Source organism: Bacillus sp. EKM206B (genome assembly GCF_011066015.1).
In the GTDB taxonomy this organism is placed as follows: Bacteria; Bacillota; Bacilli; order Bacillales; family Bacillaceae; genus Bacillus; species Bacillus velezensis.
Window position 1 is genome coordinate 408,129 of record NZ_JAAMNL010000002.1, and the last position, 18,103, is coordinate 426,231.

Here is an 18,103-nt window from a genome sequence, read left to right on the forward strand (position 1 = left end):
GAAACAGGGAGGAACTGACAATGAGTAAAGAAAGAATCTTTGAATTGCTGCAGAACACAATCTACGAGGTTTTACCTGATTTAGAAGGCGAACAGCTTTCACAGGAAGACCGGTTAGTTGATCTGGGGGCGGATTCAGTGGACCGCGCCGAAATTATCACGATGATGCTTGAAGAATTATCACTGCAGATCCCGCGTGTTGAGCTGACGGGAGTGTCAAACATCGGCGAATTGGCGGCAAAGCTTTATGAAAAGGTACAGGCTGTCTGATAAAACGGTGAAATAATCGGAAACTCAAAATTCATATTGGAGGCGAAGTTCATGGCGGCTGCCGGAATAGAAGCGATAAATGTGTTTGGCGGGACAGCATACCTTGATGTCATGCAGCTGGCGGAGTACAGAAACTTAGACCCTGCCAGATTTGAGAATTTACTGATGAAAGAAAAAGCGGTGGCGCTTCCGTACGAAGACCCTGTTACATTCGGCGTTAACGCGGCAAAGCCGATTATCGACCGATTGACAGAGGCTGAAAAAGACAGAATCGAGCTGCTGATTACCTGCTCGGAGTCCGGCATTGACTTCGGAAAATCACTCAGTACATATATTCATGATTACTTAGGCCTCAACCGGAACTGCCGTTTATTTGAACTGAAACAAGCCTGTTATTCAGGAACGGCGGGTTTGCAGATGGCGCTTAACTTTATTTTGTCGCAGACATCCCCCGGAGCGAAGGCGCTTGTCGTCGCGACGGATATTTCCCGGTTTTTAATTGCCGAAGGCGGCGATGCGTTAAGCGAGGATTGGTCTTACGCAGAACCGAGCGCCGGAGCGGGTGCCGTCGCCTTATTGATCGGTGAAAATCCAATTGTATTTCAGGCGGATGCGGGCGCTAACGGCTACTACGGCTATGAGGTGATGGATACATGCCGTCCGATCCCGGACAGTGAAGCCGGTGACGCCGATTTGTCATTGATGTCTTACCTCGATTGCTGTGAACAGACATTTCGCGAGTACAAAAACCGTGTGCCGGGCGCTGACTACAAAGAGACGTTTCACTATCTTGCCTTCCATACACCGTTTGGCGGCATGGTCAAAGGGGCCCACCGGACGATGATGCGCAAGCTTGCAAAAGCGAAAAACGCTGAAATCGAACAGGATTTTCAAACCAGAGTAGAGCCGGGGCTCCGCTATTGCCAAAGAGTCGGAAATATTATGGGAGCAGCCTCTTTACTGGCTCTTGCAAGCACGATTGACCAAGGGGGATTCGACACTTCTAAGCGGATCGGCTGTTTCTCCTACGGCTCCGGATGCTGTTCAGAATTTTACAGCGGCGTTGTGACGCCTGAAGGGCAAGCGCGGCAGCATTCTTTCAAAATAGAAGAGCATCTGAACAACAGATACAGGCTGTCCATGGAAGAGTATGAAGAACTGTTTAAAGGCAGCGGTCTGGTGAAGTTCGGAACCCGGAATGTCAAATTGGATATGAATATGATTCCGAACATTTTAGACCATCGTGCCGGGAGCCCTCGTTTATATTTGGAAGAAATCACGGAATTTCATCGGAAATACAGGTGGATATCGTGACCTATGAAACGATAAACGTCCGTTTTCAGCAAAATGTCTGCTTCATCACCTTTGATCGGCCTGAAGCCAACAATACGATTAATGAGCGTTTAGTGGAGGAATGCCTGCATATTCTTTCTGAATGTGAAGACTCCGTGACCTCCGTAGTGCTTGAAGGGCAGCCGGAGGTATTTTGTTTCGGGGCGGATTTTGATGAGATGTACCGGAAAATGAGGCAGGGAATGCAGCATGCGGAATCGCAGGAGCCGCTTTACCGTTTGTGGCTGGCATTAAAATCCGGGCCGTACATCACAATCGCTCGCGTCCGCGGACAAGTAAATGCGGGAGGTGTCGGTTTTGCCGCCGCGTGCGATATCGTCATTGCAGAGGAGAATGCTTCGTTCAGTTTATCTGAACTGTTATTCGGACTTTATCCGGCCTGCGTTCTGCCGTTTTTAATTCAAAGAATCGGATTTCAAAAGGCGCATTATATGACGATTATGACAAAGCCCGTGCCGGCACGCCAGGCGCTTGAATGGGGACTTTGTGACGTATGCGTCCCGGACTCAGCAACAGAGCTGAGAAAGCATTTGCTGCGTCTTCGCCCTCTGTCGAAAAAAGCAGTCATCCGCTATAAACAATACATGGATTCCTTAAACGACCTTGTTCATCGTTCGAAATCCATTGCTCTAGCCGAAAATCAAGCGATGTTTTCAGATCCGGATAACCAATCAGCCATCTTCCGTTATGCAGAAACGGGGCGGCTTCCTTGGGAAACGGAGAACAGTTAGGAGGATATCATGCCGAACGCCGCAGTTGAACTGCTCGAAATTGAACCGGATATTATCCAAGTGACAATGCAGGATAAAGCCCATAAAAACGCCTTCTCCAAAGAACTGACGGATGGATTGATGGAAGCATTCACCCGTATAAAAAAATCGTCAGTCTATAAAGCTGTGATTTTAACAGGATACGGCCATTACTTTGCTTCCGGAGGCACACAGGAAGGCCTGCTCAGGATTCAGCAGGGCATCACGAAGTTTACGGAAGACCGCATGTACTCTTTGGCGCTGGAATGTGATATTCCCGTCATTTCCGCCATGCAGGGCCACGGAATCGGAGGCGGGTTTGTCATGGGGCTTTTCAGTGATTTTGTCATTTTAAGCAAAGAAAGCGTGTATACCGCAAACTTTATGAAATACGGTTTCACCCCCGGAATGGGCGCTACCTTTATCGTTCCGGAGAAGCTTGGGGCAAGCCTCGGCCATGAAATGCTGTTAAACGGCGGCCACTACCGCGGCGGTGACCTGGAGAAAAGAGGGGTGCCTTTTCCGGTGCTTCCTCGGCAGGAAGTACTAGACTATGCGCAGGAATTGGCCCGTGAGCTTGCGGAAAAACCGAGAAACTCTTTAATTACATTGAAAAGGCACTTGGTGACGCCGTTTCGCGAGCAGCTTCCGGCCGTCATTGAGAAGGAGTTAATCATGCACGATGAGACGTTTCATGATGATGAAGTGAAAAAACGAATCACGACGATGTACGGAGTATAAGACATACATCTTACATACAGATGAAATGGAGGCAGCTCTATGAAAAGTGATATGAAGGCAAGCGGGTTACTCAAGCCATCTGTCAGCTATGGAAAATCATTGCGGCTTTCAGCGGATCAGCCGATGACGATTCCTGAAGTCCTGCACAAAACCGCCGCGGCAGCGGGAGATCAAAAGGGCATCACATATATACAGCCTGACGGCACCAAAGTGTACCAGACTTACAGCGGCCTGAAAAAGATCGCTCTTTCGATTGTGAAAGGGCTCCGCCAATCAGGAGTGAGGGCTCAGGATGAAGTCATATTACAGCTCAGTGACAATTCCCAGCTCATTCCTGCTTTTTGGGGCTGTGTTTTTTTAGGAGCGACCCCGGTTCCGCTTGCGGCCGCTCCGGCTTATACAGAAATGAACAGCGGGACGCAAAAACTGAAAGACGCCTGGACGCTGTTGAATCAGCCGTATGTCATCACAAGCCGTGACGTGCTGCCGGAGATGACTGAATGGGCGGAGGAGCAGGAGCTTTCCGGGTTTTGCGCTTTGGCGGCAGAAGATCTCAGTGCGCACGAAATGGATACGGACTGTCATCATCCCCGTCCGGAAGATTTGGCGATGCTGCTTTTGACCTCGGGAAGCACGGGCACGCCGAAAGCCGTGATGCTCAGCCATGAAAACATCGTCTGCATGGTCAAAGGAAATATTCAGATGCAGGGCTATACAAGTGAGGATGTCACGTTTAACTGGATGCCTTTTGACCATGTCGGCGGCATCGGAATGCTTCATCTGCGTGATGTTTATCTCGGATGTGAGGAAATCAACATACCGAGCGAATCCATTTTGATGGACCCTTTAAAATGGCTCGACCTGATTGATCATTACCGCGCTTCGGTCACGTGGGCCCCAAATTTTGCCTTTGGGCTGCTTGCTGATTTTGCAGAAGAGATTCAAACGCGGAAATGGGACTTATCTTCCATGCGTTACATGCTGAACGGCGGGGAGGCCGCGGTTGCGAAAGTCGGACGCAGAATTATGGAGCTTTTAGAGCCGCACGGTCTGCCGGCTAATGCCATCCGTCCCGCATGGGGAATGTCCGAAACGTCTTCGGGCGTTATTTTCTCAGATGAGTTTACACTGGAAAACACGAGTGACGACGATCGTTTCGTCGAGATCGGTCTGCCGATCCCGGGGTTTAATATGAGAATTACGGATGACCGCAATCAAGTGGTGGAAGAAGGAGAAATCGGCCGCTTCCAAGTGTCGGGTCTGACTGTAACGAGCGGATATTATGAGCGCCCGGACTTAAACGAGAGTGTCTTTACAGAAGACGGCTGGTTTGAAACGGGAGATCTCGGATTTCTGCGTGAAGGCCGCCTGACGATAACGGGGCGCACGAAAGATGCCATCATTATCAACGGTGTGAATTATTACAGCCACGCCATTGAATCAGCCGTTGAGGAATTGCCGGAAATTGAAACGTCATATACAGCGGCATGCGCCGTCCGGCCGAATCAAAGCACGACAGATGAGCTGGCGATTTTCTTTGTGACATCTGTTCCGTTGGATGAGAACCGCATGACGAAGCTTCTTCATCACATTCACCAGCACGTGACACAGAGAATCGGCGTTACCCCTGATTATCTGCTTCCGGTCGCAAAAGAAGACATTCCTAAGACGGCGATCGGGAAAATCCAGCGCACTCAGCTGAAACATTCATTTGAACAAGGGCAATTTGATTCATTACATAATAACAGACAAGAAGGCGGCAATTCAGACACGGCTTCTGCAGAGAAAGAAATTGAACGGGATTTTATCCGTTTTCTGAAAGAGGAACTTTCCATCGCGGAGGAGCTCGTTGATCCAAATACACCGTTTCAAAGTCTTGGCGTCAATTCGATCAAGATGATGAAACTCGCCAGATCAATTGAAAAAACGTATCACATCCGGCTGACGGCAAGAGAGCTGCACAAAAACCCGACGATTGGCGCTTTAGCGGCTTATACTGCTGAAAAAGCGGCAAACATGTCAGCGGACCATCATCCCCAAAAAGCCGAACCGCCGGGAGAACGGGAGAGACGGCAAACGGCGCCAGCGCTTTCAGAAGTCCAAAAAGGGCTGTGGACATTGCAGAAAATGTCGCCTGAAACGACTGCATACCATGTCCCGCTCTGTTTCCGATTCACATCCGGAATCGACAAAGAGAAACTGAAACAGGCGTTTCAGCTCGTATTAAAGCAGCATCCGATGCTCAAAAGCGCCGTGAATGAAACAGACGGCGGGTTTTATTTCATAGAAGCGGCAGATCCTTTTGTATTCTCGGAAGAAGATATTTCTGACGTCAATCAATCACAAATATCCGCTCTGATACGGAAAAAAGTGAAAGATCCGTTTGTCAAAGAAGGCGGGCCTTTGCTGCGCGTGCAGCTGCTTTCAAAATCCGCCGAGGAACATTATCTTTTGACGGTCATTCACCACATCGTGTTTGACGGCATTTCATCCATTACATTTATTCACAGTCTGCTGGATCATTATCAGGCGCTGCTGGAGGGAAAAGAAGAGTTTACGGCTGCCGCTCCCGGCATTCATCCGGATTTCGCGGCTTGGGAAAAGCGGTATTTAGCGGGTGAAGAAAGCAAAGCTGCCCGCGCTTACTGGATGAAACAGCTCGAGGGCGATCTGCCTGACCTTCAGCTTCCGCCGATGCGCACGGACAGCAGTGTTCCGGAGTTTACAGAAGATACGCTGACACGCCGTCTTCCCGAACGGCTGCTGAATAATATAACGGCGTTTGCCGCATCCCGTCAGATTCATTTGTCTACCGTCATGCTGAGCTGTTACATGGTGCTTTTAAGCAAATATACGGATAAGGAAGATATTGTGACAGGCATGCCTGCAATGGTCAGACCCGAAGAACGCTTTGACGGAGTGGTCGGCCATTTCCTTAACATGCTTCCTATACGGAGCAGAGCCGGACGAAAAGAAACATTTGCTGACTTTGTTCAAAAGGTGCAGGATGCCGTTCTGGACGGGCTGGATCACTCCTTTTATCCGTTTCCGAAAATGGTGCGTGATGTGCATGCAAAACCCCTGCAGAACGGTTCGCCTGTTTTCAGCAATGCCTTTTTCTATCAGAACTTTCTGCAGCATTCCAGCTATCAATCGATGCTTGATGAATACAAGGAATTCTCCTGTGAGTTTGTAAAAGACATTCATCAGGAGGGGGAATATGATCTTGTATTTGAAATGTGGGAAGAAGCATCAGGCATGGATCTTACGATTAAATACAGCACCGAATTATTCGACGAAGCAGGGGCGGCCAGACTTTTCAGCCAATTTGTACAGGCTGCTGAAGCTTTGACGGCGAATCCGGATACGCCGCTTGAGAACGTTTCTCTCATGACAAAAAGAGAGGAGCACATGATTCTTAAGACTTGGAATGAGACAAGCCGTGAATATCCGGATGCCTGCTTCCATGAATTATTCGAACGTCAGGCGGCAGAAACGCCGGACGCTTGTGCGGTCGTGTATGAAGAGCAAAAGCTGACGTACCGTGAGCTTGATGAAAAAAGCACGAAGCTGGCGCTCTATTTGCAGGCGCACGGTGCAGGCCCTGATGACCTCATCGGCATTTATACAGACCGTTCATTGCATATGGCTGTCGGCCTTCTCGGCATTTTAAAAGCCGGGGGAGCGTATGTGCCGCTTGATCCTTCTTATCCCGCTGACAGATTGGAATATATGATCGCCGACAGCAGGATTTCAATGTGCCTGACGACAGCTGATTTAGAGCACTCTTTGAACTGGGGAGGCGTGCAGACCACTGCCATTGACCGCGATTGGTCTCATATTGAAAGTACAGCCGCGGAAAGAACGTCGCTGAAGCGGTTAGTGACACCTGACGATCTGGCGTACGTCATTTACACGTCGGGCAGCACGGGCAAACCGAAAGGCGTGATGATTCCGCACCGGGCGCTGACCAATTTCTTACTCTCGATGGCGAATGAACCGGGGCTTTCGTCCGAAGACAAACTGCTTGCCGTCACGACATATTGCTTTGACATCGCGGCACTGGAGCTTTACCTTCCTTTAATCAAAGGAGCGGAGTGCAACATCTGTAAGACAGAAGTCACAAAAGACGCACGGAAGCTGAAAGAGCTGATTCAAGAGTACAAACCGACGATCATGCAGGCGACGCCGTTTACATGGAAAATGCTCTTTCATTCCGGATGGTCAAATGAAGAAAATGTGAAAATCCTTTGCGGCGGGGAGGCGCTTAGCGAACAATTGAAGCAGCAGTTTCTCGATACGAAAAGCGAGGCTTGGAATATGTTCGGGCCGACAGAGACGACAATCTGGTCCGCGGTGCAGCGTATAACGGAAAATGAGAGCGCGCTTACGATCGGGCGCCCGATCGCCAATACCCGCGTGTATATTATGGATTCCGGTCTCAACCCTGTTTTAGAAGGGGTGCCGGGAGAACTTTGTATTGCGGGAGACGGATTGGCAAGAGGGTATTTCAACAAGCCTGAGCTGACAGATAAAGCTTTCGTCAGCCACCGGCTCGAACTGGGATCAAAGCTTTATAAAACAGGCGATATGGCGCGTTTTCTCCCCGGCGGCCGCATTGAATACATGGGACGGATGGATACCCAAGTTAAAATCCGCGGCTACCGGATTGAACCCGGAGATATTGAGAGCAGGCTGAATGCCCATCCGGCCGTACAGGAAAGTGTAGTGGTTGTGAACAATCACTCCGGAAATGAGAAGCTTTGCGCGTTTTATATCCGGAAAAACGGAGAGCCGCTTCCGTCTGCAAAGGAATTGCGCAATCATTTGAAACAAGCGCTGCCGGCCTATATGACGCCAGCTTCGTTTATCCGTCTTGAAGAGCTGCCGCTTACGCCGAACGGAAAAGTGGACCGCAAGCTTCTTGCTGCCCGCGATCTGACGGAAAAGCAACCGGACACACAAACATTTTCATCATCTCATATCCAGCAGGCGGTGCTGGCGATTTGGCAGGATGTATTGAAAAGCAAAGATATAGAGCTTGATGACCGCTTTTTTGATGCGGGGGGAGATTCGCTTCTTGCCGTGACTGTCACTGACCGGATGACGCAGGAACTGGATTGTGAATTCAGTGTAACGGAGCTGTTTGAATACGCGACGGTAAAAGACATCAGCCGGTATATCGCTGAACAAAAACCGAAAGAAGCCGTTTTGGCTCCTGTACCGCAAAAGAAAGTGAATACAGAAGACCGGGAACACCCGGCGGGAGAATTTCCCGATTATTACGAGGACAGCCTTGCGGTTATCGGTATATCCTGTGAGTTTCCGGGAGCGAAAGATCATTATGAATTTTGGAATAACATCAAAGAAGGCAAAGAAAGCATCACCTTCTTTTCAAAAGAAGAGCTCCGCCGATTCGGTATTTCTGAAGAACTGGCTGATCATCCCGGCTTCGTTCCGGCTAAATCAGTTTTAGAGGGGAAAGAAATGTTTGATCCCGGTTTCTTCGGCTTTTCACCGAAAGATGCGGAATATATGGACCCTCAGCTGAGAATGCTTTTGCTCCATTCATGGAAGGCAATCGAGGATGCGGGATATATCTCCAAAGAAATTCCGGAAACAAGCGTGTATATGTCTGCCAGCACGAACTCTTACCGCAGCCTGCTGCCGGAGGAGACGACAGCACAGCTGGAAACGCCGGATGGCTACGTGTCATGGGTGCTTGCCCAAAGCGGTACGATTCCGACGATGATTTCTCATAAACTCGGGTTGAAAGGGCCGAGCTATTTTGTCCATGCCAACTGCTCATCTTCGTTAATCGGCCTGCATTCGGCTTTTCAAAGCCTGCAGTCCGGCGAAGCCAAGTACGCCCTTGTCGGCGGTGCGACCCTTCATACGGAATCAAGCGCCGGATATGTTCATCAGCCGGGGCTGAATTTTTCGAGCGACGGGCATATTAAAGCGTTTGACGCGGATGCTGACGGAATGATCGGCGGTGAAGGAGCCGGCGCCGTGCTCTTGAAAAAAGCGTCTGATGCCGTTAAGGACGGCGACCATATTTATGCGCTGCTGCGCGGAATCGGCGTCAATAACGACGGGGCGGATAAGGTCGGATTTTATGCGCCGAGCGTCAAAGGACAGGCTGAGGTCATTCAGAAGGTCATTGATCAGACGGGCATCCATCCTGAAACGATCGCGTACGTCGAAGCTCACGGCACAGGAACAAAACTCGGTGACCCGATCGAACTGTCCGCACTTCAATCGGTGTACGGCCGATATACAGATAAAAAACAATACTGCGGCATCGGTTCAGTCAAAACAAATCTCGGGCATTTGGATACAGCGGCCGGAATGGCGGGCTGCATCAAGGTTGTCATGAGCTTATATCATCAGGAAATCGCGCCGAGCATCAATTACAAAGAGCCGAACCCGAATCTTCATTTAGAAGACTCTCCGTTTTACGTAGCGGAAGAAAAGAAAGAGTTAACTCGTGAGAACAGAGCGCACCGCATGGCTTTAAGCTCTTTCGGTCTTGGCGGGACAAACACACACGCGATTTTTGAACAATATCCGGATGCATCTGAAGCAGCAGACGCTGCGGGTCCGTTCATCATTCCGTTGTCTGCCAGAAAAAAAGACCGTCTGAAGGAGTACGCAAAACAGCTGCTGGCTTTTCTGGAAAGAAAAACGGACACAGACCTCGCTGATCTTGCCTACACGTTCCAAGTCGGAAGGGAAGCGATGGAAGAGCGCGCGGCCTTTATCACAAGCGGCACTGCGGAGCTGAAGCGGCAGCTTGCCGATTTTATCAATGATAAGCCGGCAGTAACAGGCTGCTTCAGAGGAGAAAAACAGCAGGCGAAAGATATTGCCTGGCTTTCTGATGATGATGACAGCGCTGAACTCATTGAGAAATGGCTTGCGAAAGGAAAAGGACCGAAGCTCTGTGAAATGTGGAGTAAAGGCGTCGCCATTAATTGGCACAAGCTTTACAAAGACAAGCATCCGAAACGAATCAGCGTGCCGGTCTACCCGTTTGCAAAGGAGCCGTACTGGCCGAAAAAAGCAGAAAAGAACACATCTGCCGCACACACCGGAGTCTCAGTTTTACACCCGCTCGTGCAGCAAAACACGTCGGATTTGGCCGTTCAGCGGTTCAGCTCACGGTTTACAGGCTCAGAATTTTTCCTGAAGGATCATGTGGTCAGGGAAAAAGCGGTGCTGCCGGGAGCGGCATATTTGGAAATGTCTTATGAAGCGGTAAAACGGGCGCTTGGCGGCTTATTAAAAGACCAAGACAGAATAACGCTCCATCATACGGTCTGGATGAAACCGATCGTCGTTCACGAACAAGAGCGCCAAGTCCATATTGCGCTGTTCCCTGAAGAGGACGGCATCATCTCATATGACATTTACAGCGTCAACGCTGACGGCGAAGAAGTGCTGCACAGCCAAGGGCGTGCCGAGATCATAAAGGCTGAACGAGAGCCTGAGGCCGACCTTTCTGCCATACAAAACAGGTGCACAGCGGACATTCTTGATCCGGCGGCCTTTTATCGGGAAGGCCGGAGCAGGGGGATGTTCCACGGAAAAGCCTTCCAAGGCATTAAGTCCGCCTTTATCGGCGAGAAAGAAGTGTTTTCGGACATACAGCTTCCGGATTCTGTTTCTCATACGAACGGACAATTTACGCTTCATCCGAGCATCATTGATTCGGCTATTCAGACGGCGACGATCTGCATTATGCAGGAGTTTTCCGGACAAAAGCTGATTCTGCCGTTTGCGTTGGAATATCTTGAAGTCATCAAAGCATGCACGCCGACTATGCGGGCGCATGCACGCTTCAGCGATGGATATCAAACCGGTGATTCCGTGCAGAAAGCCGACATTGACCTGTTCGACGAAACAGGAGCGCTTTGCGTGAAGGTGAGAGGATTCTCTACGAGAGTGCTTGAAGGCGATGCAGAATCGGCTCAGCCGCCATCAAGATCGGAAAAGATCTTGTTTGCACCGGTCTGGAAAGAAGCCGCCGCATCCGAGAAACATTCTGTCCGTGCTGATGAGCATTTGATCATACTTTGTGAAGATGCCTGCCGTATAAAAGATGAAGCGGCATCCGGCCTGAAAGACGCCGAACTGCTGATTGCAGAAGGTGAGGGTGAAACAGCCGCTGAACGCTTCCAAAGCTTTGCGCAGACAATCGCTGAACACATCCGGCGGATCATCAGCGAAAAAAGGCAGGGCCGCATTCTGATTCAGACCGTTATCTCAGCAGACGGCAGCCAGCAATTGTTTGCGGGGTTAACAGGTCTGTTAAAAACAGCCGAGCTGGAATACGGAAAACTTGACTGTCAGCTCATCGAAATGGAATCAATCGGCGAAATGCCGGCTGTCGCTCAAAAACTGAAAAACGACAGTCATCGGCCGCATGATAAACATATCCGTTATAAAGGAGAAAAACGGTATGTGAAAGCTTGGGAAGAAATGCATCCTGCAGGAGGCGGCACCGTCTGGAAGGACGAAGGTGTATATCTGATTACCGGAGGCGCAGGAAGCCTGGGCTTGATGTTCGCAAAAGAAATCACCGATTGCGTAAAACACCCGAACATCATTCTGACCGGCCGCTCAAATCGGACAGAAGCCAAACAGCGTGAGCTTGCTATGCTTCAGCACTCAGGCGCAAATGTCGTCTACAAAAAGCTGAATGCGGCAGACCGGCAGGAAAGTGAAGCGCTGATCAAAGAGATTACGGCGGAATTCGGTAAGCTTAACGGAATTATTCACGCTGCGGGAGTGATACAAGACCGCTTCCTGCTGCAAAAAACGAAGGAAGAGTTCAGGGAAGTGCTTGATCCGAAAGTGATCGGAACCGCTTATTTAGATGAAGCCAGCAAAGACTGCAATCTTGACTTTTTCGTATTGTTCTCCAGTGTTTCCGGCGTTCTCGGCAATGTCGGGCAGGCTGATTATGCCGCCGGCAACGCGTTTATGGATGCATACGCCGCTTACAGGCAATCCCTTACGGAGAATGGCCTGCGGCACGGAAAAACGGTCGCCTTTAACTGGACGCTGTGGAAAGATGGCGGTATGCAGGCGGGAGACGAGACGGAGAGAATGATGAAAAAAGTTTTCGGCATGGTTCCGCTTCAAAAGGCGTCAGGCCTGGCTGCATTTTATGAAGGAATGGCTCAGGAAAAGCCGCAGCTTTTAGCAGCTGAAGGACACGCAGCGAAATTAAAACAGTCGTTCCTATCCGTTTCTGAAACTGAAAAGCCGCAGGTGCAGAAAATAGAGCCTGTATCCGCCGTTTCGGGAGAAAAATGGCACGGTGCGCTTATCCGATTGGTCAGTTCAATTTTAAAAGTCGGCCAAGACGAGATTGATATTGATACGGAACTGAGTGAATACGGTTTTGATTCTGTATCGTTTACCGTCTTTACGAATCAATTAAATGAAGCGTATCAGCTGGAACTGGCGCCGACGATCTTCTTCGAGCACGGCACGATCCGCAGTTTAGCGGAGTATTTGACGGATGAGACAGAAGCCGGCCTTCCTTCTCAGCCGGAAGAAAAACACGATGCAGAAGAATCTCTTCAAACGCTTCACACCGCTTTGACAGCCATGGTAAGCGGCATTTTAAAAGTTGACCGTGAGGACATTGAGACAGATACGGAATTGAGTGAATACGGTTTTGATTCCGTATCGTTTACCGTCTTTACGAATCAATTAAATGAAGCGTATCAGCTGGAGCTGGCGCCGACGATTTTCTTTGAGCACGGAACGATCAGCGGTCTCGCCGGATATTTGGCAAAAGAGCATCCGGGCCGTTTCGGCGAAAAGAAGAAAGAGTCTCCGAAAAAAGAGCAGCCAAAAGCCCAAAAACCGAAAATGCAGCGGAAAAAGCGCTTCGCAACGGTAATGAACGCTTCGGCAGCGACACAAGAGCCGCGCCGCTTTGACCCGGTTGCCATTGTCGGAATCAGCGGCCGATTCCCGGGCGCGAAGGATATAGAGGAATTTTGGCGCAATTTGAAAGAAGGAAAGGATTCGATCACAACCATTCCGAAAGAACGCTGGGATTGGCAAGCGTTTGATGGCGACCCGAATCTTGAAGGGAACAAAACGAATATTAAGTGGGGCGGCTTTATCGACGGAATAGCTGAATTTGATCCGCTGTTCTTTGGGATTTCACCGCGGGAAGCCCAATATTTAGATCCGCAGCAGCGGCTGTTATTGACTTATGCATGGGGGGCGATAGAAGATGCGGGCTGTAAGCCGGAAAGCCTTTCCGGTACAAATACGGGCGTCTTTATCGGCACCGGAAATACCGGTTATAAAGATTTGTTCACAAGGGCAGGTCTTGCGCCGGAAGGACATGCGGCGACAGGCAGCATGATTCCTTCCATAGGTCCGAACCGTTTGAGCTATTTGTTAAATCTTCACGGGCCGAGCGAGCCGATTGAAACGGCATGTTCAAGCTCGCTTGTGGCGATTCACCGGGCGGTATCCGCTATAGAAAACGGAGAATGCGACATGGCGATTGCCGGGGGAATCAACACGATTCTGACGGAAGAAGCGCATATCAGCTACAGCAAAGCAGGCATGCTCAGCAAAGACGGAAAATGCAAAACCTTCTCCAAAGATGCCAACGGGTATGTCAGAGGAGAAGGCGCGGGAATTCTGATGCTAAAGAAACTGACAGATGCTGAACGTGACGGCAATCCGATTTACGGCGTGATCCGCGGTACGGCTGAAAACCACGGCGGCCGGGCGAATACGTTAACCTCGCCGAATCCGAAACTGCAGGCTGATTTATTGGTGAAAGCATACCGGAAAGCGGGAGTGGACCCGAGCACCGTCACGTATATTGAAGCGCACGGTACAGGAACGGAATTGGGCGACCCGATTGAAATAAACGGTCTGAAAGCGGCGTTTCACGAGCTGGCGAAAACAAATCAAGAGCTTGAAGTCTCCGGTCACCGCTGCGGCATCGGTTCGGTCAAAAGCAATATCGGCCATTTAGAGCTTGCCGCGGGAGTATCAGGCGTCATGAAAGTGCTTTTGCAAATGAAGCACAAAACGCTGGTGAAAAGCCTGCATTGCGAAACGATCAATCCGTACATTCAGCTCGATGACAGTCCTTTCTACATCGTGCGGGAAAATCAGGAATGGACGGCAGCAAAAGATAGAAACGGAAATGCTGTTCCGCGCCGGGCCGGGGTCAGCTCATTTGGCATCGGCGGGGTCAACGCCCATATCGTTATTGAAGAGTATGTCCCGAAAGCAGCCGCTCAGCCTGAGCACAGCCCGGAAAATCCGGCAATCATCCTTTTGTCCGCCAAATCAAAAGAAAAACTGTTTGAACAGGCGCAGCAGCTGCAAAAAGCGATCCGTCAAACGCCGTATACAGATCAAGACTTGGCGGGCGTCGCTTATACGCTGCAAACCGGAAGGGACGAAATGGAAGAGCGCTTGGCCATTCTTGCAGCGACGATGGCGGAATTGGAAACAAAGCTGGAAGCATTTACGAAAAATGAGAAAAACATCGCCGGGCTGTATACCGGCCAGTCTCAGCGCAATAAAGATACGTTTGCCTTGTTCACGGCCGATGAAGATATGGACATCGTCATTGACGCCTGGATTAAAAAAGGCAAATTCGCCAAGCTGGCAGAGGTATGGGTGAAAGGCGGCGTATTGAATTGGAACCGGCTGTATGAAAAGGGTACGCCGCGTTTACTCAGTCTACCGTCTTATCCGTTTGCAAAAGACACGTATTGGGTACCGGAGAATCCTGACAAAAAGAAGGTCCATACAGAGGAACGGATGAAACGTATTCTGACGAAACAATGGGAACCGAGCCCGCTCGAACTGGGTGAACCGTGCGCACGTTCCGTTGCGATTTTGACAGGCGGGGACACGATCAATCTCGCAGAAGAGATCGCAGCGCATATGCCGAATCACCGTATCATCACCGCATCAGACCTTACCGGTGAATATGACTGGCAGGCGTTTGACGGAGTCATCGACCTCCTCGGCGCAGCGAAAGAAGATTCTCAAGACATGGCCGGAATCAAATGGCTTCAGCAATTGATTGAGCATGGGCATAAAGAAGGGATGACACTGCTTTGTGTCACGAAAGACCTTGAGTCATTAAATAAAGAGGCCAATCAAACAACAGGAGCAAAACGGGCCGGTCTGTACAGAATGCTGGCATGCGAGTACGGTCACCTGTCTTCAAGGCATCTCGACCTTGAAGGAGCGCTTTCGGATGACAAACTGGCGAAGCAGATTGCCGATGAGTTTCATGCCCGCACTGATGACGCCGAAGTTTGCCGGAGGGACGGCTTGCGCTACCGCGCCGTATTGGGCGGATCAGAAAATATGAATATGAAAGGCGAGAGAATTGATTTTCCGGACAACCATGTGCTTCTGATCACCGGAGGGACGAGGGGGATCGGTCTTTTATGCGCACGCCATTTTGCCGAACATTACGGAGTGAAAAAACTGGTGCTTACAGGCCGCGAGACCCTTCCGCCGCGAAGTGAGTGGACGGGCGGACTGAATGGGGTGACGGCTTCTGTAAAAGCGAAAATTGAAGCTGTTCTCGACTTGGAATCCAAAGGTGTACAAGTGAAGGTTTTGTCAGTCCCGTTAGCTGATGAAGCCGGGCTGAGACAGGAACTGAATCAGATAAAACAGACGATCGGACCTATCGGCGGCGTGATTCACTGCGCGGGTGTGACCGATAAAGAGACGCTCGCATTCATCAGAAAAACCGATGAAGACATACAGCGCGTGCTCGAGCCGAAAGTAGACGGGCTTCAGGCGTTATACAGTGTGCTCAGCGAAGAGCCGCTGAAGTTTTTCGTCTTGTTCTCTTCCGTGTCAGCTGCGATACCGGCGCTTTCGGCAGGACAGGCCGACTATGCCATGGCCAATGCGTATATGGACTATTTTGCAAACTCATACAAAGAGCAGCTGCCGATCGTAAGCATTCAGTGGCCGAACTGGAAAGAAACCGGAATGGGCGAAGTAACGAACAAAGCTTATAAAGAGAGCGGGCTATACAGCATCACGAATGCAGAAGGATTACAGCTCCTTGACGGCATACTTCTTGAATCAGCAAGGGGCCCGGTGCTGCCGGCCGTTCTGAATCCTAAGCTGTGGAAGCCGGAGCGATTCCTGCGGCGGAGCAGGCAGGATCAGCCAATGAGTCCGGCTATGGTAAAACCGGCGGAAAAAACCGCTTATACTGCCGCAGACAACGCTCAATTAACAAGGAAAACAGAAGAATGGCTGAAAGAATTATTTTCTGAAGAGCTGCGGATTGACCAGGATCAGCTTGAGACAGACGTATTATTCCAAGATTACGGAGTGGACTCCATTATCCTTGCCCAGCTTCTGCAGCGGATCAACCGGAATCTCTCGGCATCGCTTGACCCGTCCATTCTGTATGAATATCCGACGATTCAATCTTTCTCAAATTGGCTTCTCGAAGGATATACAGAAGTTTTGTCGGAACTGTTTGGTTTGGCGGCGGCGGAGCCTGTTAAGAAGAAGCCGGCTGAGCCGGTAATTGAAACACAAGCCGTTAAGGTGCAAGAAGAGCCGGCCGGAAAACAGATTCACCGGGAAGATATCGCGGTCGTCGGCATGTCCTGCCGGTTTCCGGGAGCGGCTTCTTTAGAGGCGTACTGGTCGCTTTTGGCTGAAGGCCGTTCGGCTATCCGTCCTGTTCCGGCTGAACGATGGGGGTTGAAGACTCCTTATTACGCGGGAATGCTTGACGGAATTCATCAATTTGATCCGGACTTCTTTTTACTGGCTGAAGAAGATGTAAAGGCAATGGACCCTCAAGCTTTGGCCGCTCTGGAAGAATGCCTTAACCTGTGGTATCACGCGGGCTATACGCCGGATGAGATAAAGGGAGAAGCAATAGGTGTGTATCTCGGCGGACGCAGCCGTCACAGACCGGGTGAAGAGAAACTGCTGGACGCGAAAAACCCGATCGTCGCGCTTGGCCAGAATTATTTGGCCGCCAATCTCTCTCAATACTTTGATATGCGCGGCCCGAGCGTTGTCCTCGATACGGCTTGTTCTTCTGCTTTAGTCGGAATGAATATGGCTGTGCAGGCTCTTGTAACAGGAGAAATAAAAGCGGCCGTCGTCGGCGGCGTGAGCCTGTTTGAATCAGAAGAAACCCATAAATTATTTGAACAGCGCGGCATATTAAGTAAAGCGCAGTCGTTCCATGTATTTGACGAACGCGCCGATGGAGTCGTGCTGGGCGAGGGTGTCGGAATGGTTCTTTTAAAAACCGTGTCTCAGGCGATTGAAGACGGAGATTCTATTTATGCCGTAGTGAAGGTGGCATCCGTCAATAATGACGGAAGAACGGCAGGCCCGGCTACGCCGAGTCTGGAAGCGCAAAAATCCGTCATGAAGACGGCTCTTGAAAAAAGCGGAAAACAGCCGGAAGACATTACTCATATTGAAGCGAACGGTTCAGGCACGGTCGTTACGGATCTGTTAGAACTGAAGGCCATTCAATCCGTCTACCGTTCAAAAGACGCCGGCCCGCTCGGAATCGGATCTGTGAAACCGAACATCGGGCACCCGCTTTGCGCGGAAGGAATTGCAAGTTTCATAAAAGTTGTTCTCATGCTGAAAGAAAAGAGCTTTATCCCGTTTTTATCAGGCGAGCATGAAAATACACATTTTGATAGAGAAAAGGCCAATATTCAGTTCAGCCGCACTCTGGCAGACTGGCCGTCACCAATACCGGCGGCAGGAATTAACTGCTTTGCCGACGGCGGAACAAACGCCCACGTCATTGTGGAAGCGTGGCAGGAAGACGAAGGGCGCCGAATCAAGCGCCATCCTTTAACACCGCCTGCATTAAATAAGCGGCTGATTTCGCCGGACAGCAAAGAAGAAACGAACGAAAAAGCTGCGGCAAACATCTGGGATACCTATGAAGTGGAGGTTTAA

General features: G+C 50.2%; 5 protein-coding genes. All 5 read left to right on the forward strand.

The genetic code is table 11. From position 1 onward, the window contains the following. The first annotated feature begins 20 nt into the window (after nt 1-20). From G9F50_RS05135 to G9F50_RS05155, 5 genes are read left to right on the forward strand one after another with little or no spacing between them, the layout of a single operon-like run. Nucleotides 21-269 carry an acyl carrier protein gene (locus G9F50_RS05135; protein WP_007409841.1) on the forward strand — a complete coding sequence of 83 codons (249 nt, stop codon included), beginning with the start codon at nt 21-23 and terminating at the stop codon, nt 267-269. Nucleotides 270-320: 51 nt separating this feature from the next. Then, nucleotides 321-1,583, forward strand: coding sequence for a hydroxymethylglutaryl-CoA synthase family protein (locus G9F50_RS05140; protein WP_060561670.1), 1,263 nt, complete (start codon nt 321-323; stop codon nt 1,581-1,583). Further along, nucleotides 1,580-2,353 (forward strand): enoyl-CoA hydratase/isomerase, encoded by a 774-nt coding sequence (locus G9F50_RS05145; protein WP_015239888.1) that lies wholly within the window; start codon nt 1,580-1,582, stop codon nt 2,351-2,353. Before G9F50_RS05140 ends, G9F50_RS05145 begins: the two co-directional genes overlap by 4 nt. 9 nt (nt 2,354-2,362) lie before the next feature. After that, nucleotides 2,363-3,112 (forward strand): polyketide synthase, encoded by a 750-nt coding sequence (locus G9F50_RS05150; protein ID WP_003154094.1) that lies wholly within the window; start codon nt 2,363-2,365, stop codon nt 3,110-3,112. Nucleotides 3,113-3,151: 39 nt separating this feature from the next. Next, a complete protein-coding gene (locus tag G9F50_RS05155; RefSeq protein ID WP_060561669.1) occupies nt 3,152-18,103 on the forward strand; it encodes a non-ribosomal peptide synthetase in 14,952 nt (4,983 codons plus the stop codon).

Bases quoted from the DNA above. Each gene is read 5' to 3' on its own strand.
- G9F50_RS05135 (WP_007409841.1), top strand. From the start codon at position 21: ATGAGTAAAGAAAGAATCTTTGAATTGCTGCAGAACACAATCTACGAG.
- G9F50_RS05140 (WP_060561670.1), top strand. From the start codon at position 321: ATGGCGGCTGCCGGAATAGAAGCGATAAATGTGTTTGGCGGGACAGCA.
- G9F50_RS05150 (WP_003154094.1), top strand. From the start codon at position 2,363: ATGCCGAACGCCGCAGTTGAACTGCTCGAAATTGAACCGGATATTATC.
- G9F50_RS05155 (WP_060561669.1), top strand. From the start codon at position 3,152: ATGAAAAGTGATATGAAGGCAAGCGGGTTACTCAAGCCATCTGTCAGC.